This window comes from Bacillus sp. EB600 (assembly GCF_024494385.1).
In the GTDB taxonomy this organism is placed as follows: domain Bacteria; phylum Bacillota; class Bacilli; order Bacillales; family Cytobacillaceae; genus JAEVLT01.
Genome location: NZ_JAEVLT010000018.1, coordinates 63,133 through 82,755, shown reverse-complemented (window position 1 = coordinate 82,755; position 19,623 = coordinate 63,133). Strand labels below are relative to the sequence as shown.

General features: G+C 39.7%; 18 protein-coding genes. 7 read left to right on the top strand and 11 right to left on the bottom strand.

Translation table 11 applies throughout. The features are described 5' to 3' along the window. The first annotated feature begins 53 nt into the window (after positions 1–53). Together addB and addA are read left to right on the top strand one after the other, a co-directional pair. The gene (addB, locus tag JN080_RS17625; RefSeq protein WP_256237299.1) at positions 54–3,536 is read left to right on the top strand and encodes a helicase-exonuclease AddAB subunit AddB; all 3,483 of its coding nucleotides are present in this window, start codon (positions 54–56) and stop codon (positions 3,534–3,536) included. After that, positions 3,529–7,314, top strand: coding sequence for a helicase-exonuclease AddAB subunit AddA (addA, locus tag JN080_RS17620; protein ID WP_256237298.1), 3,786 nt, complete (start codon positions 3,529–3,531; stop codon positions 7,312–7,314). The genes addB and addA overlap by 8 nt, the downstream gene beginning before the upstream one ends. 148 nt (positions 7,315–7,462) lie before the next feature. Here addA and JN080_RS17615 read toward each other — a convergent pair whose 3' ends face one another. From JN080_RS17615 to JN080_RS17590, 6 genes are read right to left on the bottom strand one after another with little or no spacing between them, the layout of a single operon-like run. Then, positions 7,463–7,681, bottom strand: coding sequence for a spore germination protein (locus tag JN080_RS17615; protein WP_256237297.1), 219 nt, complete (start codon positions 7,679–7,681; stop codon positions 7,463–7,465). Between the two features lie 59 nt (positions 7,682–7,740). Further along, positions 7,741–8,127: a spore germination protein GerPE gene (locus tag JN080_RS17610; protein WP_256237296.1), complete on the bottom strand. Its 387-nt coding sequence runs from the start codon at positions 8,125–8,127 to the stop codon at positions 7,741–7,743. Positions 8,128–8,129: 2 nt separating this feature from the next. Continuing rightward, on the bottom strand, positions 8,130–8,312 hold the full coding sequence (locus tag JN080_RS17605) for a spore gernimation protein GerPD (RefSeq protein WP_256237295.1): 183 nt from the start codon (positions 8,310–8,312) through the stop codon (positions 8,130–8,132). Next, the gene (gene gerPC / locus JN080_RS17600) at positions 8,309–8,926 is read right to left on the bottom strand and encodes a spore germination protein GerPC (protein ID WP_256237294.1); all 618 of its coding nucleotides are present in this window, start codon (positions 8,924–8,926) and stop codon (positions 8,309–8,311) included. Before gerPC ends, JN080_RS17605 begins: the two co-directional genes overlap by 4 nt. A gap of 26 nt (positions 8,927–8,952) precedes the next feature. Next, positions 8,953–9,183 (bottom strand): spore germination protein GerPB, encoded by a 231-nt coding sequence (locus JN080_RS17595; RefSeq protein WP_256237293.1) that lies wholly within the window; start codon positions 9,181–9,183, stop codon positions 8,953–8,955. A gap of 18 nt (positions 9,184–9,201) precedes the next feature. Then, positions 9,202–9,423 carry a spore germination protein gene (locus JN080_RS17590; RefSeq protein WP_256237292.1) on the bottom strand — a complete coding sequence of 74 codons (222 nt, stop codon included), beginning with the start codon at positions 9,421–9,423 and terminating at the stop codon, positions 9,202–9,204. Positions 9,424–9,574: 151 nt separating this feature from the next. Between JN080_RS17590 and JN080_RS17585 the strand changes: the two genes are divergently transcribed. Both JN080_RS17585 and JN080_RS17580 read left to right on the top strand, forming a co-directional pair. Continuing rightward, positions 9,575–10,744, top strand: coding sequence for a DUF418 domain-containing protein (locus JN080_RS17585; protein WP_256237291.1), 1,170 nt, complete (start codon positions 9,575–9,577; stop codon positions 10,742–10,744). Positions 10,745–10,865: 121 nt separating this feature from the next. After that, a complete protein-coding gene (locus JN080_RS17580) occupies positions 10,866–11,225 on the top strand; it encodes a YisL family protein (protein WP_256237290.1) in 360 nt (119 codons plus the stop codon). Between the two features lie 228 nt (positions 11,226–11,453). Here JN080_RS17580 and JN080_RS17575 read toward each other — a convergent pair whose 3' ends face one another. Then, positions 11,454–12,995, bottom strand: a complete 1,542-nt coding sequence (locus tag JN080_RS17575) for an alpha-amylase family glycosyl hydrolase (RefSeq protein ID WP_375141685.1) — start codon at positions 12,993–12,995, stop codon at positions 11,454–11,456. Positions 12,996–13,184: 189 nt separating this feature from the next. Further along, the gene (asnB, locus tag JN080_RS17570) at positions 13,185–15,035 is read right to left on the bottom strand and encodes an asparagine synthase (glutamine-hydrolyzing) (RefSeq protein ID WP_256237288.1); all 1,851 of its coding nucleotides are present in this window, start codon (positions 15,033–15,035) and stop codon (positions 13,185–13,187) included. A gap of 174 nt (positions 15,036–15,209) precedes the next feature. Here asnB and JN080_RS17565 point away from each other — a divergent pair, with 174 nt between their 5' ends. Continuing rightward, positions 15,210–15,773, top strand: a complete 564-nt coding sequence (locus tag JN080_RS17565; RefSeq protein WP_256237287.1) for a DUF2777 domain-containing protein — start codon at positions 15,210–15,212, stop codon at positions 15,771–15,773. Positions 15,774–15,891: 118 nt separating this feature from the next. On the opposite strand, the gene JN080_RS17560 is transcribed toward JN080_RS17565, so the two are convergent. After that, a complete protein-coding gene (locus tag JN080_RS17560; RefSeq protein ID WP_256237286.1) occupies positions 15,892–16,755 on the bottom strand; it encodes an SDR family oxidoreductase in 864 nt (287 codons plus the stop codon). Positions 16,756–16,862: 107 nt separating this feature from the next. After that, positions 16,863–17,354, bottom strand: coding sequence for a YajQ family cyclic di-GMP-binding protein (locus tag JN080_RS17555; protein WP_256237285.1), 492 nt, complete (start codon positions 17,352–17,354; stop codon positions 16,863–16,865). 160 nt (positions 17,355–17,514) lie between these two features. Here JN080_RS17555 and JN080_RS17550 point away from each other — a divergent pair, with 160 nt between their 5' ends. After that, the gene (locus JN080_RS17550; RefSeq protein ID WP_256237284.1) at positions 17,515–18,378 is read left to right on the top strand and encodes a CvfB family protein; all 864 of its coding nucleotides are present in this window, start codon (positions 17,515–17,517) and stop codon (positions 18,376–18,378) included. Between the two features lie 100 nt (positions 18,379–18,478). Continuing rightward, the gene (locus JN080_RS17545; protein ID WP_256237283.1) at positions 18,479–18,610 is read left to right on the top strand and encodes a DUF3941 domain-containing protein; all 132 of its coding nucleotides are present in this window, start codon (positions 18,479–18,481) and stop codon (positions 18,608–18,610) included. Positions 18,611–18,653: 43 nt separating this feature from the next. Here the strand turns inward: JN080_RS17545 and JN080_RS17540 are convergent, their stop codons facing one another. Further along, positions 18,654–19,511 (bottom strand): DegV family protein, encoded by an 858-nt coding sequence (locus JN080_RS17540; RefSeq protein ID WP_256237282.1) that lies wholly within the window; start codon positions 19,509–19,511, stop codon positions 18,654–18,656. Between the last annotated feature and the right edge of the window lie 112 nt (positions 19,512–19,623).

Sequence of the window (19,623 nt, the reverse complement as noted above, 5' to 3'; positions counted from 1 at the left end):
ATAGAATGGAAGGTAACGAGTCTGAAAGGATTTACTAGACTGGAGGTTAAATTATGTCGTTAAGAATGGTAATCGGAAGAACGGGCAGCGGGAAAACTGAGATGTTTCTTGATGAAATCCGCAGTCAGCTGATAGAGAATCCCGACGGTACACCGATTATTTATATTGTTCCTGAACAGATGACATTCTTGTCGGAATACAGGCTATCAACAGACCCGGCACTTGGAGGAATGATCCGTGCCCAGGTTTATAGTTTTTCCCGCCTGGCTTGGAGGATTTTACAAGAAACCGGCGGTATTAGCCGTTACCATCTAAGCAGTGTCGGAATCAGTATGATTATTCGCAAAATCATTGAGGATAAAAAAGAACAGTTAAAGATATTTAACCGCGCAGCCGATAAAAATGGATTCATTCAACAGGTTGAACAAATGATGGTTGAGTTTAAACGGTATTGTGTCCGGCCGGAGGAACTGACCCAAGAAGGTTTAAGGGCAGGAACATCGAAGGCCTTACAGGATAAGCTAAATGATTTGGAAATTATCTATAAAAGTTTTGAAGAAGCTATATTTGATAAATACATTGATTCAGAGGATTACTTCCGGCTGTTGGCTGAAAAAGCATCTTCCTCTCGATACTTAAAGGATGCCGAAATCTATATAGATGGTTTTTACAGCTTTACACCGCAGGAATATCTCGTCATCACCAAATTAGTAAAGCATTGCGAACGGGTAACAATTTCATTCACAACGGACAAGCTCTATCTTGACTCAGCCCCTGATGAACTAGATTTATTCCGGTTATCTGGGAATGCCTGCAATTCCATATACGAATTGGCAAAAAATGAAGGAATTCATATTGATGCCCCAGTCCATTTAACGGAGGCAAAAAAATGGGCCGAGCAATCTTTACAGCATTTAGAAGCGAAATTTGATAGTCTCCCTGTTGCCCCTTTCTCAGGAGAATCCGCTGTTCATATCGGTCAGGCTGTTAACCGGAGAGCAGAAATTGAAGGGATTGCCAGAGAGATTTTTGATTTGGTCAGGATAAAAGGGTACCGCTATCGAGATATTGCAGTGCTAATTAGGAATGGCCGGGACTATCATGAAATCGTCGAGCCTGTTTTCTCTGATTTTGACATTCCCTACTTTATTGATCAGAAACGGACGATGCTAAATCATCCGCTCATTGAATTCATTCGCTCAAGTCTTGAGGTTGTTACGAGTTACTGGAGGTATGAGCCGATTTTTCGCGCCATCAAGACGGAGCTATTATTTCCGCTTCAGGAAGCACCAGGCCGGCTGCGTGAAAAGATGGATAGGCTGGAAAACTATGTCCTAGCATATGGAATAAAGGGCGAGAAGTGGACAAGAAAGGATCGCTGGGTGTATCGAAGGATTAGTGGACTTGAAATTGACTCGATCATTCAAACCGATGCAGACAAAAAAGTAGAACAGGAAATAAATGAATTAAGACTGATGATAACGGCTCCTATCTCAAGACTTTCGCGTCGTTTGAAAAAGGCAGATTCTGGCCGGAAGCTCTGCGAAGCAGTCTATTTATATTTAGAAGAATTGGAGATTCCCGCTAAGCTTGAAAAGTGGAAAAACGAAGCAGAAAAGAGCGGCAATCTAGTTAAAGTCCGTGAGCATGACCAGGTTTGGAACGCGGTTATTGATCTTTTAGATCAATATGTTGAAATTCTTGGAGAGGAAAAGATAGCGGTTAAGCAATTTGCATCTATTTTGGAGGCTGGGTTTGATTCATTGAATTTCTCCCTAATCCCTCCATCATTGGATCAGGTAATTATTGCTGATTTGGAAAAATCAAGACTCTCGGAAATCAAGGCAGCATTTGTGATTGGCTTAAATGAAGGAGTACTTCCAGCGAAGATGTCTGATGACGGAATATTAGCTGATGAAGACCGTGAACAGCTATTATCAGCAGGGATGAAGGTGGCACCGGCAAGCCGCACACGTTTGCTTGATGAAAACCTTTTAGCCTATAAAGCATTTACAACTCCCTCAGAGGTGCTTTATATCAGCTATCCACTTGCGAATGATGAGGGAAAAGCATTGATCCCGTCGTCCTATATAAAAAGAATCGGAGAGCTTTTTCCAAACCATCATGAGCATTTTTATGAAAACGATCCTGCTGAGCTTCCAGAAGCTGATCAGATGGCTTTCATTGCAAGCTCCAGTACAGCATTGTCCTATTTGACGAGCCAGCTTCAATTGAAAAAAAGAAACTATCCGGTAAATGATTTCTGGTGGGATGTTTATCATTATTATGTAAAGGGTCCATTGAAGGACAAAGCTCAAAAGGTCCTTTCAAGCTTGTTCTACACAAATCAAACAGCGAAGCTTACTAATGAGGTTGCGGACGAATTATACGGTGATGCGATTCAAGCAAGTGTTTCACGAATGGAGCTTTATAATGGCTGCCCATTTTCTCATTATGCCCGCCATGGTTTGAAGCTTCGTGAACGGCAGATCTTCCGCTTGGAAGCCCCTGATATTGGAGAATTGTTCCACGCCGCATTAAAGCATATTGCCGAAATTGTTAATGAGCAGAACATTTCCTGGGCTAATTTAACGAAAGAACAGTGTGAACATCTTGCAAAACAAGCAGTTAGCGCGCTGGCACCAAGGCTGCAAAATGAAATTTTATTAAGCTCGGCCAGACATCACTATATAAAACGGAAATTAGAGCAAATCATTACAAGAGCATCCTTTGTTCTAAGTGAACATGCAAAATTAAGCGGTTTTTCTCCGCTTGAATTGGAGCTGGGCTTTGGACCAAAAGGCAAGCTGCCGCCATTATCCTTCTCATTGAAAAATGGCAAAAAGATGGAACTGGTTGGACGAATTGACCGCGTTGATAAAGCTGTTGACGAAAAGGATAGTGTCTATTTAAGAATAGTTGATTATAAATCGAGTGAAAAGGACTTGAATTTAAGTGAGGTATATTTTGGCCTATCCCTGCAGATGCTGACATATCTTGATATCATCATGACCTATTCAAATGAGTTGGTTCAGATGGAAGCAACCCCGGCGGGTGTGCTATATTTTCATGTTCATAACCCAATCATTCATTCTTCGAAAATGCTGACGATAGAACAAATTGAAGAAGAATTGCTGAAAAAATTTAAAATGAACGGATTAATGCTTAGTGATCAAAATGTCATCCGGTTGATGGATCAATCACTGGAGTCTGGTAATTCGCAAATCATCTCTGCTGGCATTAAAAAGGACGGAACGTTAACGAAAAACTCAAAGGTTGCGAGCATGAACGAATTTGAAGATTTACGGCACTATGTTCGGGAGCTTTATGTTAAGACAGGTAATGAGATTATTGACGGAAATGTCGAAATTGCTCCATACAAATTAAAGGAAAAAACACCCTGCACATTTTGTGCTTATAAATCGGTTTGTCAATTTGATGAAGCAATTGAAAATAATCACTATCGAAACCTCACTCCGCAATCAAATGAAGCAGTGTTTGAGTTAATAAGAAGGGAGGAGAAGGAAAATGGATAACGTCTTAAATATCCCGCCAAAGCCTGAAAGTGCAACCTGGACCGAGGATCAATGGAAGGCGATTAAGGCCAAAAATAAAAATATCCTCATTGCCGCCGCTGCAGGTTCAGGAAAAACGGCTGTCTTGGTTGAACGGATTATTCAAAAGATCCTTTCTACTGATGATCCAGTGAATGTTGATGAATTATTAGTGGTAACTTTTACAAGTGCATCTGCCGCTGAGATGCGCCATCGGATTGGTGAGGCTTTAGAAGCAGCTATTATTCAGGATCCGAAGTCAAGAAATTTACGAGCACAGTTGAGCCTGTTAAATAAAGCATCCATTTCCACACTCCATTCCTTTTGTATGGAGGTAATTCGTAAATATTATTATTTAATTGATTTGGATCCTGGTTTTCGAATTGCAGACGAAACAGAAGCACAATTACTGAGAGACGAAGTCATCGATGAGTTATTTGAAGAAGAGTATGGAAAAAAAGATAATGAAGCTTTTTTCACGCTCGTTGATACATTTACAAATGACCGGAGTGACACTGACTTACAGGAGATTGTTCGCGTAATTTTTGATTTTGCGAGATCGAATCCGATGCCGGATCAATATTTACAAAAGATTGTTTCTATGTACGATGTAGAAGCAGTGACAAACCTTGAAGAGCTTCCATTTATTGACGCTCTTCTTTATGATATCGAGCTCCAATTAGAAGCATCAAGAGAAATGATTAAACGGGCACTTGAGCTAACTAAGCTTCCAGGGGGGCCCGCTCCAAAAGCAGATAATTTTATTGCCGATTTACAGATAATTGATACACTTATTCTGGCTAAAAAGGATTCTTGGCAAACACTCTATCAGGCAATGCAAACATGGTCATTTTCAAGGGCAAAGTCAGTAAAAGGTGATGAATATGATAAGTCCCTAACAGAAAAGGCTCAAAAGCTCCGCGATCAAGCAAAGAAAAAAATTCAAGATCTCCAGGATGAACTTTTTTCAAGGAAACCGGAAAGCTTTTTACAGGATATGAAGAATATGAGACCAATTATCCAAACGCTTGTTCAGCTTGTTCAATCGTTTTCGGAGCGATTTGCAGTAAAGAAACAGGAGAAGGGGCTCGTTGACTATTCGGATTTGGAGCATTATTGCCTTGAAATTTTAACGAGCGAGAGCAGCCGAGAAGGTGAATTGCTTCCGTCGGATGCTGCATTAGCGTATCGCAGTCATTTTAAAGAGGTATTTGTCGATGAATATCAGGATGTCAACATGGTGCAGGAAACAATTTTAAAGCTTGTTTCGAAGGATGAAGAGCAGTTCGGAAACCTGTTTATGGTTGGGGATGTAAAACAAAGCATTTATCGTTTCCGGTTGGCAGAACCAAATTTATTTTTAGGAAAATATAATCAGTTTACCCATGATGGGAAGGCTGCTGGAGTAAGGATTGACCTCGCCTGCAATTTCAGAAGCCGTCATGAGATATTGGAAGCTACCAATTTTTTATTCAAGCAAATAATGGGGGTAAAGGTTGGCGAGATCGAATATGATGAACGGGCAGAATTAAAAGCGGGTGCTTCTTATCCTGAAAAAGAGTCCTATCCGGTCGAGCTGTTGCTAATGGATCTTGAAGCGGGAAATGAGCCTTCTGCTGAGATAACAGAGGATACAGCTGCAGAACAAAGCAAATTTGATCAAGTTGATCTTGAAAAATCACAGCTTGAAGCAAGGATTATGGCCGGAAAGATAAAAGAACTAATCGCTGGCGGTGCACAAGTTTATAATCCAAAAGCAAAATCAATGCGGCCGCTTTTGTATCGGGATGTGGTGATTCTCCTGCGTTCAATGACATGGGCACCGCAGATTATGGAAGAATTTAAGCAGCAGGGCATTCCAATTTATGCTAATTTGTCAACGGGGTATTTTGAAGCAACAGAAGTGGCGATCATGATGTCTTTATTGCAGGTCATCGATAATCCAGTCCAGGATATTCCGTTAGCATCTGTATTACGGTCTCCGATTGTCGGTCTTAACGAGGAGGAGTTGGCAAAAGTAAGGATCCATCAAAAGATGGGCTCATTTTGGGATGCTGTTTCGCTGTTTTGCCGGCAAAAACCGCTGGAAGATGAAGAAGGATTCTATGATAAAGTACGAACCTTCTATGACCTGCTCCGTAAGTTCCGGACGATGGCTCGACAAGGCTCTTTATCGGAATTAATTTGGCAAATATATCGGGATACTCAGTTTTATGATTTTGTCGGCGGACTTCCAGGAGGAAAACAGCGACAAGCGAACTTAAGGGCATTATACGACCGTGCCCGCCAATATGAAGAAACATCCTTCCGCGGGTTATTCCGTTTTTTACGGTTCATTGAAAGAATGACCGAAAGAGGCGGTGACCTTGGAGCCGCACGGGCGCTTGGAGAGCAGGAGGATGTCGTCAGAATCATGACGATTCACAGCAGCAAAGGGCTCGAGTTTCCGGTTGTGTTTATTGCCGGGCTGGCCAGAAATTTTAATATGATGGATCTTCGAAAACCATATATGCTCGATAAAGAGTTCGGCTTTGCGGCAAGGTATGTAAATGTAGAAAAAAGATTTTCCTATCCATCACTGCCGCAACTGGCCTTTAAACGCAAGAAAAAAATGGAAATGCTTGCTGAGGAAATGCGAATTCTCTATGTGGCGATGACAAGAGCAAAAGAAAAGCTATATTTAATCGGCTCAGTAAAGGATACCGAGAAACAAATCGAACAATGGCAAGAAGGGTCAGCAAATAACGAGTGGTTGTTAAAAGACTATGTGAGAGCTTCTGCAAAAAGTTATCTTGATTGGATTGGCCCTGCACTTATCCGTCACCATGATTGTGAGGAGCTGGTCCAAACAAACTTGCTCAATCCGCTTGTTCCGGAGGAAATTAGCTGTTACCCCTCCAAATGGAAAATCACGAGATTAACTGCAGAGGATATTAAAAAACAAGAGATGATTCAAGAAGAAGACGAGGATGAATTTCTAAATCTTGTGAAGGAAATGAAGATCGTGCCTGTAAAATCTCCATTTGCAGATGAAGTAAATCAGCGCCTTTCATGGAAATATTTATATCCTGATGCTTCCAGCCATCGATCGAAACAATCGGTATCAGAGATAAAAAGACAGCGGGAAATCTCAGATGAGTACAGCGGAACTGATTTGGTTCGGAAATTTAAAAAGTCGATTTTAAACCGTCCAAGGTTTATGCAAGAGAAATCATTGTCACCTGCAGAACGAGGAACGGCACTGCATTTAGTGATGCAGCATGTGGACATATCCAAACAGGTCAGTCTTAATTCAATTAACGAGCAATTGAATTTGATGATTGACCAGGAGCTGCTTACTGAGGAACAAGCCCAGATCATTGACCCAGAGCTTATAGTACAATTTTTTGAATCTCCTTTAGGCAAACGAATGGCAGCTGCAGGCAGGGTTCAGCGGGAAGTTCCTTTTACCTTGACGCTTCCAGCCGAAGAAGTGTATATGGATTGGAAAGGCGAAAATGAACATGTATTTGTTCAAGGGGTCATTGACTGTATTTTCGAAGATGAAAATGGACTTGTTTTATTAGATTATAAATCTGATGGAATAACTGGCCGGTTTAAAGAGGGATTTGAACAGGCTAGACCAATTCTTGAAGATCGCTATAAACTGCAAATTAATTTGTACACAAAAGCAATTGAGCAAATATGGAAACGAAAAGTGTCCGAAAGGTATTTGTTCTTCTTTGATGGGGCTCATTTCTTAAATTTGAACAAAAAATAAAGGCGGTGTGTGCGAAGCAAGTCTATCTCAAAATCAAAGTGAGAAATCAATTGATTGTTCTAAAATTAGTTATACTGATTACTTTTTGCGTAGCTCCGCCCCTTTTCCATAGAAAAAGACATAAACCATTAATTGGTTTATGTCTTTTTTAGCTATTTCCAATTGTCGGCTGGTCAATTAGATTTGTATCAAGCACGTTGGTACCGTTTATACCACTATTTGTAACAATGAATCCTCCTGTATTGAAGCCGCCTGAACCAGCATATGTCTTGCTGCTGCTTTTCGGGGAAATCCAGGCGGCGTCGCCGAATTGGACAATCCCCCCACCGACATTTATAATTTGAACCGGTCCAATTATCGCTGGCATATCAAACATCCTTTTCTCTAAACTCGTTATACATGGGCGTAAGGTAAGATATGCTGACCTTATCTACTTTGTTCCTCACTTTGTGGAAGCAGCTGCCGTATATGCTTTACTCTTGTTTCCATAGAAATGTGATTACTGTTGCCAACGTGTAAAACTGATGCGGAAGAAACCCCGATAACATTTAGTTTATTAACTTTAATAATCGGATTAAGATGATGTGATCGAAATGAAACATTCTCATGGATAGGCTCAAATGGGATTGGTTCTGAAAAAGTGGGATAGGCTTCGTAATTACCTTCATTTCCATATTCAATTTCTGCCTCCCTTTGTACGGCTAAGGCCCGGGAGAATCCGTTAATAATACAGGAATCACCAAGCTGCACGATCGAGGAAAAGGAGGTAACTTTTACATAGACGTGATCAACATAAGAGCTACGTTGGAGCATGATTAGGACACTTCCGCAGCTAATGGGACAAATGGACCGATAATTAATGATTCGGCCGGGGTATCAAAAGTTGACATGAGCTGAATGGTTTGCGTATCACCAACCATCAATAGTGATGAGCTGGCAACCCCAATGACTCGGATCGAATCAACGCAAATATCTCTGTTATAAACTTCAAAAATCATTGCTGGTTCATTCCTTTCAGATTTTCAGGTAAATGTTGAAAAAAGGCATGTACTCCGTTTTGGATTTCTTGCTTAATGGCATTAATAATATGCTCATTAAGCGCATTCACGTTTTCTTCTGTTCGAGCTTGTGCTGCAGCCGATTTTATATGGAAGTCAATTCGGCTTGGAAGTTGTTTTTTAATATCCTCTTTGATGAATGATAAATAGGCCTCATTTGGATGAATATTTAATTTGGTTTGTGTTTCGGCAATAATGTTAGGTAAATCTGTTTCTAAATAGTTATAAATATCCTCTTCTATTTCCATCGACCGCTGCATTTGTGCTTTTGGATGAACAGGGGTATTTATATCTTTATTACCTGTGGCAAAATCTTCAATTCCTTGTAAATCAGAGGGATTCAAGCCAATATTTAGAGTACCTTCGACCGTTTCTACCTTTAATTGGTCAAACTTGTATTCAATTGTACCAACATGAATCGGCGGCTTTTCTTTTACTTGTCTTAGTTCAGCAGCCATTTGTTGTACCAATTGTTCTAAACGAACAAGCCGATTTTCTTGTGATTGGACACACTGTTGCAGCCATTGAATGTATTGGTAATAATCTTGATGCATAAAATCACCTCGCGATAAGCTTTGATTTACGTTACGGGTGCTTGTAATGGAACGGATGGCGCTAAAAGCAATGGGGAAGTTGTTGGTGGACCTGGTTTATGTGCTAACGGAGCCGGCCCGGTAAATCCACCGGTATTATATAAATGGGATGTGGGCTTGATGATACCGGCACTGCCAATTTGTAAGACAGAGGAATTGGTAATTCCGCCAATTTTGATAAAATGGATATGAATCGACTGCTGAATATAAAAATTCATTCAGAACCACCCTTACGCTTAAGCATTAAGAATAATTCCTTGATCAATGGAATCAGGATCAAGTGCATTTGTAGAACTTTGAGTATTTTGCAACCTTAAACTTTCACCGGTGTTAAATGAACCAGCTCCTGAAAAAGTTTTGGCATTTGACAAAGGCATCATTTTGTATACATCTCCAATATGAAAAATAGAACTGCTCCCTAATGAAAGCACCTGGGCAATCCCGACAATAGCTGGCATTTTGCTTCACCCTTTTCTGGTATGTTATTTCTACTATCGTATGTATGGGCGAATGTAATGTGATTCATTCGCCCAAAAAAATGGTTCCAACAATTGATCCTATGAACTGTGTTTTTTGACCGGTATAAACACAAATAAAGGAGTAAAACTTATGCTTGAAAGCAATAACCGGATTTTAGCATTGGATGTAATCAGAGGATTTGCCTTGTTTGGAATCCTGATTGTCAACATGATGTCGTTCCACTCACCATTTCTTTATCTCAATCCATTAAAATGGTGGACAGACCCGAGGGATCATTTTACATACATCGTTATTGATCTTTTCTTTCAGGCCAGTTTTTACCCGTTGTTCTCGCTCCTGTTTGGCTACAGTCTGACGATCTTTCGCGAGCGAACTCTGAAAAAAAACCTGCCTTTTAACAGGATGGTGACGAGAAGATTTTGCTTTCTGTTTATAATTGGCTTTATTCATGCCTTTTTTATTTGGCATGGTGATATTTTAATGGTTTATGCATTAGTAGGTTTTCTTACGCTCTGGTTTTTAAAAATGGCTCCCAAAATAATATTTTTGTTCGGCTGTTTCTTGTACGCAATAGCCAATACCCTATTTGCATTGTTTCTAGCCGGGCTGGATTTCATTCATCCTAATCCTGTTGGAAGCAATGGATATAGTAAACTGGCACAAGCAGTAGTTCAAATCTATCAGCAGGGCACCTTTGCAGAGATTACTGGGCAAAGAGTCCATGATTGGATGATGGAGTACAACCCGCAAGCCCTCATCCTGCTTTTATTTACCGTTTTCCCGCTGTTTTTAATTGGAGCAGGATTGTCGAAATTGAGATTGCTTGAAAAGGTTGAAGGAAATGAGGGCAAGTGGAAGGGATCCCTGGTATGGACGTTTCTTTTTGGTATGCTGTTTAAATTGCTTCCGTATTTTGCTGGAAATAGTAGGGCAGTTGACTATCTGCAGGATGTATTTGGCGGTAGTCTTCAAGCAGTTTCCTATGCGAGTATGATTGTAATTTTGCTCCGGAAAAAAAGAGCTGCAAGGTTTCTAGTGTTTTTCTCATTTGCTGGAAAAATGTCATTATCTACTTATCTGTTGCAATCCAGTTTGGCAGTCTTAGTTTTTTATGGCTATGGGCTGCAGTTATTTGGGAAGACTTCCTTATTTAGTGGCAGTTTGTTAGCCTTAGGCCTATTTGTTTTCCAAGCCATGTTCAGTATTTTTTGGATGAGAAGACATGACTATGGTCCGGTGGAATGGCTTTGGCGCTGTATTACCTATTTGAAGGTTCCAAGGTGGAAAAAGACTTCTTAATGTTTTTTTACTTTTCTAATAAAAATATGTTAAATAATGTGTAAATCGTATTTTTAGTTTTTTTGTGCTGGCTGTGGTATGATATTTTCGAATCTATGGACTTCCATAAGGAGGAAATTGAATGACTACTGATACCCATATCACAGCATGGTTTTTGACATTAGTATTATTTTTTATCGCACTAAGCTTAAATAAAAGCGGAAAAGCAAAAGGCTATAAGATCCTTCACATGATAATAAGGGTATTTTATTTACTTATTTTACTAACAGGCGGTATGCTGTTTTCTTCAGTTTATCATATAAGCCTTTTGTACATTTTAAAAGCGGTTGTTGGACTTTGGATCATCGCCTTGTTTGAATTGATTCTCATAAAAACAGCCAAAAAAGAAAGAACATCCGTTTTATGGATTCAATTTGTAGTAGCGCTATTACTAGTTTTATATTTAGGCTTTAAATTACCGCTTGGAATTCATATATTCTAAGTGTGAAGAAAGGCTGCTGAATTTATTCAGCAGCCTTTCTTTTAGTATCAGAATTTATCTTTAAACTTTGATAACTGTCTAGCTCCAGCGCCCAGCGACTAGTGTACTTCGCCCACCTCCCTACGATAAGTCAAGCACGAATGTGCTTCCGCTCTTCGTGTTTCCTTTATCTCAGTCGGTGTGCTCCAGTCCTGTCGTGCGCTAAACGGGCGCTTCCGCTTTTCTTTTTTATTTTTGGTTCTTGTTCTTCCGTCTCTTGAAAATAAAATAAAGAAAAACGAAAAAGGCAGCATAAACGACTGTAATCGACGCAATTAATGGCACATTTATTCCAGATTTAGTAGCCAATACATAGATTTCAGCATTGTCACGGTCAAGGATGATGTTGTATTGGTTGTTAGTACTTTTCGTTACGTCTCCATTTAATAAGCCTCGCAATTCTTTTCCATCCTCTAGCTGTTTGCTTGATATGGTAACATGCTGTGACTTGCTCGTATTGTTTATAGCTATGACGGCCGTTTCAGTTTGATAAACACGTTTATAGACTACCATACCATTCTTTTCGTAAAGCTTTTCAAATGTTCCTCTTGTTAAGGATGGAAGCTGTTTCCTTAATTGGCCGAGCTTTGTTAGATAATCAATCAGATCCTTATCTGCTCTAAAACTCATTTGGCGATGGTTATCAGGAGCGTTTCCTCCATTTAAGGCGATTTCGGAACCATAAAAGACAACCGGTATCCCCGGTGTTGTATACAAATAGGTTAAAGCCATCTTCCAGCGCGAACCAGGGAATTGCTTGTTCGCAACAATGTCCTGGGTAAACCTAGTCGATTGAGGGTCATCCATGAATGTTCCCATTAAGTAAGGATTTTTAATTGTTTGCTGGTCTTTTTCCCAATCGCCAAATAGGCTCGATAATGGCAGATCGGTCGTAGCAAAACCCTTCCGTAAATCCTTATTTAAATTTGTGTCAACAAAACCGTCTATACCGGTATTTTTGTATTGAGTGACGACATTTGGGTCGTCGGATTGAATATCTCCAAGCAAATAAAAATCTTTCTTTACTGCCTTTATTTCCTTGGAAAAGTCTGACCAGAATGTAATAGGGACGTAATTAGCAGCGGCTAAACGATACCCATCAATATCTGTTTGTTTTATCCACCATTTTGCAGTATCGATTAAATACTTTTTAACCTTAGGATTCTCCTGGTTTAGGTCAGGCTGTCCGCCAATCCAACTATTTTCAAGCAGATGTTGGTTAGTATCGTTAAACTGCTTTGGATGAAACCATCCTTGTTTAGTTGGATCTTGTACCCATGGATGGGTAGGGGCCACACTGTTGGCGACAAAATCAATCATTACTTTTATTTGGCGCTTGTGCGCTTCTTGTACAAGCTTTTGAAACATTTTCATTGAGCCAAAATGCTCATCTGTTTTGTAATAGTCTTGAATCCAATAGCCATGGTAGCCTTGTTTTGCATTATCAAAAATAGGCGTCAGTGATATAGTGGTGAAACCCATATCTTTGATGTAATCTAGTTTATCTATGATTCCCTGGAAATCCCCGCCGTTAAAGCTAAGCGGATTCTTTGTATCTACGTCTATTGCATTCCTTGAGTCCCCATCATTGAAGCGGTCCACCATTATGTAATAAATCGACTCATCCTGCCACTTTCGGTCGTTTTTTGTTACCGCTGCACTTGCCGGTACGGTTGAAATGACCAATACTATAATTAGTGTTAAAAGAAAAACCCCTTTTTTCAATCCCATTCCCCCTCATTAAAAAGGAAGGTCTCCCTTCCCTACATACATTTTAATGAAATAAAGGGTTTTGTCCAACAATCTTGTCCTCTTCTTGAAAAATATTATCTGAATGATGCAAAAAAATCTGTCCCAAAGAGTTATCACTTGGGACAGATTTTTTTGAAGATGGAGCTTGTTTCTTGCCATTTCGCTATACTAATCAGAAATGTTTATGTTATAAGCTTTAAACCAGATGTGAATTTGTGCTAAATAGGCCAATAACTGGGGTCCTGTCATTAATTGACCAAACCATGGTTCTTTAAAGGCAGCGCCCCCGGATTCTACAATACTTTGCAAGTAATCCTTATCAAATAATTCATGTAATATGGAGGATTTATCTGTTAAGATCTCCCGCAGCATTGATTGGACTGCCAAGGTATACTGTGGATTATGTGTTTTTGGATAGGGACTTTTCTTTCGGTAAAGAACTTCTTCAGGTAGAACACCTTCAAATGCTTTTCGTAAAATCCCTTTTTCCCGGTTGTCGTACATTTTGATTTCCCAGGGGATATTCCAAACATACTCAACCAAGCGATGATCGGCAAATGGGACCCGGACCTCAAGACTTGCCCCCATACTCATCCGATCCTTTCGGTCGAGGAGGGTTGTCATAAACCATATCATATTTAAATAAAATAACTGTCTGCGCTGGGCTGCTTCTCCGCTTTCCCCTTCTAAAATAGGGGATTCAGCAATCGTTTGATTGTACTTATCCATTACGTAATCATTAATTGTTAATTTATTTCGCCAGTGCTCGTTTAATAAGTTTTGCCGCTCGTTTACAGAACGCATCCATGGGAAACCCGGGCGTTCGAGGTCATCTTTACGGTGAAACCATGGATATCCCCCGAATATTTCATCAGCACACTCACCGGAAAGGCTGACGGTAAAGTCTTTTTTGATTTCCTTACAGAACCACAACAGCGACGAGTCAACATCAGCCATTCCGGGGCAGTCTCTTACATAGACAGCTTCAATGAGGTCATACGCTAATTGGTCCTGAGAAATTATTTTTTTATGATGAATGGTATTATAAGCATCTGAAACCTTTTGAATATAAACTCCATCTGCATTTGGCTGAAATTCATTTGCTTTAAAGTGGACGTCATTTCCTTCATAATCAATTGAATAAGTATGAAGGGGGCCTTTACCTTGATCTGTAAATCCAGCTGCGGCAATGGCAGTAATAATACTTGAATCTAGACCACCGGATAAGAATGTACACAAGGGAACATCAGAAACAAGCTGCCTTGTAACAGCATCCGTGACTAAATAGCGGATATGTTCGGCAGTCTCAAGCGCATTCTCCGTGTGTTCGCTGCTTTTTACATTCCAATAGCGCCAAATTTTTAAACCATTTTTTGAAAAAGTGAGAGCGTGTGCTGGTCTAAGTTCGTTGATCCCTTTAAAAATTCCTGTTCCTGGGGTCTTAGACGGTCCTAAACCAAATACTTCGGCTAGTCCTGAATGGTCAAGCACCGTTTTGATTTCAGGGTTTGCAAGGATAGCCTTAATTTCAGAACCAAAGATAATTCCGTTGCCTTGTTCCGAAAAGAATAGAGGTTTAACACCTAAACGGTCACGCGCAATGAAAAGCTTTTCTTGTTCACTATCCCATACAGCAAAAGCATAAATCCCATTTAAATAATGGACACAGTCTTCTGCCCATTCTATATAGGCTGTTAACAATACTTCTGTATCAGAATGACCCTTGAAAGAATATCCTTTAGTATGGAGAACTTTGCGAAGGTCTTCGGTATTATATAACTCTCCATTATAACAGATGGTATAATGGCTGCCATGGTTGGAGGACTTTGACATTGGCTGCCTTCCTCCTTCAGGGTCAACGACAATTAACCGTTTATGGCCAAAACCGACATGAATATCATTCCAAATATTTGTTTCATCCGGCCCTCGTTTACTTAACGTGTGCGCCATTTTTTCAATAGCATTCGTTTCTTTTCGCATATCTCTTTTAAAATCAACCCAACCTGAAATTCCGCACATATCACTGCCTCCTCTCTCCAATAAATGGAGCAGTTAAAATTCTTAGGAAATTGTTTTATATACTATTCAGCCCAGTTTATTTGGTTAATTGTCCTAAAAACGTAATTGACTGTTATAAAAAAGCAGGAAGATGTCTACAAAGAAGAAGAAAGTATCAATCACGGAGGTTAAGTGATGAATCGACAGCAACGATTAAAACTATACAACACACAAGTAAGAGCCTACACAGAAGGGGCAATTGAACAAATTAACGATCAATGGATTTTTTTTGATGCAGAAACAGAGGAAGCCTCATTAATGGAGGATTTTCTGCAGCAGGAAGTTGAAATATTTCGCTTGAATCGCTGGAAAAGAGGAGTCCTGATTGCGTCTGGAAAAATGGCAATTGGGAAGGAAACTTTATTACTCCGCGATCAGGACCTCGTTAGGGTGCGAAAGCATATCATTTATTCGCTTGAAAGATTATTAGATGCAATTAATGACGATGCCTTTTTCCAATTCGTCACAACCTTAAATTCATTAGATTTTTCGATCTATGATTGTCTTTATTGTTATAATCATTTAACATTTTTGGCGGATGATACCCGTAAAGATGGAGTAAACTTTATGGTTTTTGACAATCAATCACAAATTTGCAATGTGCAGCATCACTTTTGCTATTACGAAAAAACCAATGATCGCTTTGAATTCACATTAAATACTGGCAAACGGCTAATTATTGAGAAAATGATTTCGTGAAAAAAGGAATCCCTGTGAGGTAGGGATTCCTTTTTTCACGAATGATCCAATTGCTCCAAGTTAGGAACCTTTAGTTCCATATTCTTACCTATCGTTAGGTGCCACTCAAAAATATTTATTATCCATTTACGATGGTCCCGCCATTTACATGGAGCATTTGGCCACTTACATAGGATGAGTCTTCTGAGGCAAGGTAGACATAGCTTGGTGCAAGTTCACAAGGCTGTCCCGCTCTTTTGAAGGGCGTGTCTGAACCAAATGTTTCAACCTGATCTGCAGTAAAGGTTGAAGGAATGAGCGGTGTCCAAATCGGACCTGGGGCAACACCATTGACACGTATTCCCTGTGGGGCTAATGATTTAGCGAGGGAACGTGTAAAAGAAACAATGGCACCTTTTGTTGCAGAATAATCCAACAATTGTTCATTGCCTTCATAAGCGGTGATCGATGCGGTATTGATGATTGATGCTCCCTTGTGTAAATGGGGCAAAGTCATCTTTGTCATATAAAAAAAGGAAAAGATGTTTGTTCGAAAGGTCTTCTCAAGCTGTGCTGATGTAATATCCAACAGACTTTTCTGTGGATGCTGCTCGGCAGCATTGTTTACGAGAATATCAATTTTTCCAAACTCTGCGAGCACTTTGCCAACGGTCTCTTTACAAAATTCTTCAGAACCAATATCCCCTGAAAAAAGCAGGCACTTTCTGCCTTCAGCTTCGATTAGCCGCCTGGTTTCCTCTGCATCTGTGGTTTCTTTCAAATAGACAATTGCAACATCAGCACCTTCTTTTGCAAAATAAATAGAAACAGATTTCCCAATGCCGCTGTCACCGCCAGTAATGATAGCTGTTTTATTCGCTAATTTACCACTTCCTTTATAATTTTGCTGAACGGAAATGGGTTTTGGATTCATTTCACTTTCCAGCCCGGGCTGCTGATTTTGATGCTGTGCTGGAAATACCTTCTGCTTGTTTTTACTCATTCAATCTCCTCCATTTCTTCTACTTTCATAATTCCTTTTTTGACGAAGAACAAACATAGAAAAAAATGGATAAAGAAAAAAGCAAAAAGCAGTAAGGCTTTTCGCTTCTAACGATAATTAATAAATTGAACATCAATCGATAAGTCAGCTGCTTTTACGGCGGAAATGATTTGTTGGAGCTCATCAAGGCTTTTTCCACTGACCCGAACCTGGTCGTCCTGCACCTGGCTTTTCACCTTTAAGCCGCTATTTTTAATAATGGTGTTAATCTTTTTGGCGTTTTCTTTGTCAATTCCCTGGGCAAGCTTGGCTCTTTGGCGAATGGTTCCACCCGATGCCTTTTCGATTTTCCCATAATCAAGATTCTTAATGGGAACACCTCTTTTAATGAGCTTTCCCAGCAATACATCCTTAAGCTGGTCTAATTTATACTCATCATCAGAAATTAAAACTAGTTCTTCTTTATCAAGCGAGACCTCACTTTTGCTTCCTTTGAAATCATAGCGTGTTTGGATTTCCTTCATTGCTTGTGTAATTGCATTGGTTACTTCAGAAAAATCAACTTTGGATACAATATCAAATGAACTTTCTTTGGCCATGTAAAAAACCTCCGCATTCTTCAATTCCAACTATACAACGCTGGAGATGATTCATTTTTTTATATAAATTTCCCTTTATGGCTTCATTATAGTAAAATATAGCAGTTCAAACAACCTTTTGGAAAAAGCACCATTAAAAAGAAATGAGGAGGGGTTAAATTTGTCATTGATGGAATTGGTTGGACAGGTTACCACTTTAACGGTTGCTCGAAAAGCACCATTTGGCTTTTTTTTAACAGACGGACAAGAAGATGTATTGTTGCATATAAATGAAACCGAATATGAGTATGAAGAGGGGGAAAGTTTGGAGGTCTTTCTTTATCCGGATGCGCATGGAAGAGTCTCGGCCACAACAGTAATCCCTAAAGTCTTGGCAGGTAAATACAATTGGGTTAAGGTTACAGATATTAAGCCAGGTATCGGAGTGTTTTTAGACATTGGCATTCAGAAGGATTTATTGCTTGGCGAGGAAGATCTGCCTGCGCATAAATCTGTTTGGCCGGAGATTGGTGATATGCTTTATATTACCTTAAGGGTGAACCGGAATTATCGTCTATATGCGAGGCTTGCGAGTGATCAGGTGATTCAGTCCATTTCTACGAAAGCAACGCGAAAAGAATTTAATAAAAACGTTCAGGGTCATATCTATCGAACGGCAAAGGTAGGAAGCTGGATTTATACAATCGAAGGCTTTAAAGGCTTTATTCATGAATCACAGCGTTTAACAGAGCCTCGGCTCGGTGAAAAAGTTGAGGGGCGGATTATCGATATTAAGGAAGATGGGACCATCAATGTATCACTGCTAGCTCGGAAAGAAGAAGCCTTGGATCAGGATGCACAACGGGTTTATGAATATTTGATGAGCAGAAACGGTGCGATGCCGTTTAGCGATAAAAGCATGCCGGAAGAAATTCAAGAGCGTTTTCAACTAAGCAAAGGTGCTTTTAAACGAGCGTTAGGAAAGCTTTTGAAGGAAAAGAAAATTTATCAGGAAGACAATTGGACATACGTAAAGAAGGATTAAAAAAACAAGCATGGAATGATGCTTGTTTTTTCTGTACATACTCTCACTTTATTAACAAAAACTATTGTATGTAAGGAAGGTTAAGGAAAGGAGAGTATGCATGCCAACTACTTCTGATAATGATAAAAAAGCACAGGATAACAACGCCCTTCGCCATGAAAAAAATATGATGCGCGAAAAGAATCGGAAAGCAGGCAAGAATCAATACTCGAAGAACACCGATCATCTCTGACCGAAAAAATGAGTGAGATAAGTATCTCACTCATTTTCTTTCTTCAAGGCAGCTGATTCAAAAAAAAGATCGCAATTGTTCCTGGTCCAGTATGGGCGCCTATGGCAGAGCCAATTGCTGAAATATAGACATCTTTCGGATGAAATTCTTCATCAATCATCTTTTGCATTTCTGATGCAGTTTCGTCATTATCCGCATGGCTGATCCCAATGATTTGCTCATTTAAATCTGTACCTCGTTCCTTCATGATTTCAAGGATCCGGCGAAGGAGTTTCTTTTTTCCTCTTATTTTTTCAATTGGAACGAGTTTACCATCCTCAACATTTAAAAGTGGTTTTATATTTAATAATCCTCCAAGAAAGGCTGAAGCCTTGGAAACGCGTCCCCCTTTTGCGAGGTAATCTAAATCTTCTACTGTAAACAGATGTTCCATATGTTGGGTTCTAAACAAGACATTCTGTAAAATCTCTTCCTTTGGCGTATTTTTAGCCGCAAGCCTAGCTGCTTCCATCACAATTAGCCCTGAACCAAGGGAAGCACACTTAGTATCGACAATTGTTAAATGGAAGTTAGGATAATTTTCCTTAACTTGGTCAAGAATCATAACAGCGGTTTGATACGTACCAGATAGTGCAGAGGATAAAGCAATGTAGATTCCGTCTTCATTATTCTCAGCCATGTTGGTAAAGACTTGTTCAAACAATAATGGAGAAGTCTGAGAAGTTTTCGGGACAGTTCCATTTCGGATAGCATCGTAGACCAGTTTAGGTTCAATGGTTTTTACATCTTCATATTCAATGCCATTTAATTGTACCTTTAACGGAAATAATGTCACGTTATACTCGTTATAAAAATCAAGCGGTAAATCGCATGCGCTATCTGCGAGTATTTTTACTTGCATTCATGCTCACCTGCTTTCAAGCCAATTTAGTTCATAAGGTAAGTTTATCGGTTTCAATGCAAAAATACAATTAACAATTATAACGTGTATTGAAGCTATTTTATTGGGGGTG

Bases quoted from the DNA above. Each gene is read 5' to 3' on its own strand.
- JN080_RS17615 (WP_256237297.1), bottom strand. From the start codon at position 7,681: ATGCCAGCGATAATTGGACCGGTTCAAATTATAAATGTCGGTGGGGGG.
- JN080_RS17605 (WP_256237295.1), bottom strand. From the start codon at position 8,312: ATGATTTTTGAAGTTTATAACAGAGATATTTGCGTTGATTCGATCCGA.
- addB (WP_256237299.1), top strand. From the start codon at position 54: ATGTCGTTAAGAATGGTAATCGGAAGAACGGGCAGCGGGAAAACTGAG.
- JN080_RS17575 (WP_375141685.1), bottom strand. From the start codon at position 12,995: ATGGGATTGAAAAAAGGGGTTTTTCTTTTAACACTAATTATAGTATTG.
- JN080_RS17560 (WP_256237286.1), bottom strand. From the start codon at position 16,755: ATGAGTAAAAACAAGCAGAAGGTATTTCCAGCACAGCATCAAAATCAG.
- gerPC (WP_256237294.1), bottom strand. From the start codon at position 8,926: ATGCATCAAGATTATTACCAATACATTCAATGGCTGCAACAGTGTGTC.
- JN080_RS17610 (WP_256237296.1), bottom strand. From the start codon at position 8,127: ATGCTCCAACGTAGCTCTTATGTTGATCACGTCTATGTAAAAGTTACC.
- asnB (WP_256237288.1), bottom strand. From the start codon at position 15,035: ATGTGCGGAATTTCAGGTTGGGTTGATTTTAAAAGAGATATGCGAAAA.
- JN080_RS17580 (WP_256237290.1), top strand. From the start codon at position 10,866: ATGACTACTGATACCCATATCACAGCATGGTTTTTGACATTAGTATTA.
- JN080_RS17565 (WP_256237287.1), top strand. From the start codon at position 15,210: ATGAATCGACAGCAACGATTAAAACTATACAACACACAAGTAAGAGCC.
- JN080_RS17540 (WP_256237282.1), bottom strand. From the start codon at position 19,511: ATGCAAGTAAAAATACTCGCAGATAGCGCATGCGATTTACCGCTTGAT.
- JN080_RS17555 (WP_256237285.1), bottom strand. From the start codon at position 17,354: ATGGCCAAAGAAAGTTCATTTGATATTGTATCCAAAGTTGATTTTTCT.
- addA (WP_256237298.1), top strand. From the start codon at position 3,529: ATGGATAACGTCTTAAATATCCCGCCAAAGCCTGAAAGTGCAACCTGG.
- JN080_RS17585 (WP_256237291.1), top strand. From the start codon at position 9,575: ATGCTTGAAAGCAATAACCGGATTTTAGCATTGGATGTAATCAGAGGA.
- JN080_RS17595 (WP_256237293.1), bottom strand. From the start codon at position 9,183: ATGAATTTTTATATTCAGCAGTCGATTCATATCCATTTTATCAAAATT.
- JN080_RS17545 (WP_256237283.1), top strand. From the start codon at position 18,479: ATGCCAACTACTTCTGATAATGATAAAAAAGCACAGGATAACAACGCC.
- JN080_RS17590 (WP_256237292.1), bottom strand. From the start codon at position 9,423: ATGCCAGCTATTGTCGGGATTGCCCAGGTGCTTTCATTAGGGAGCAGT.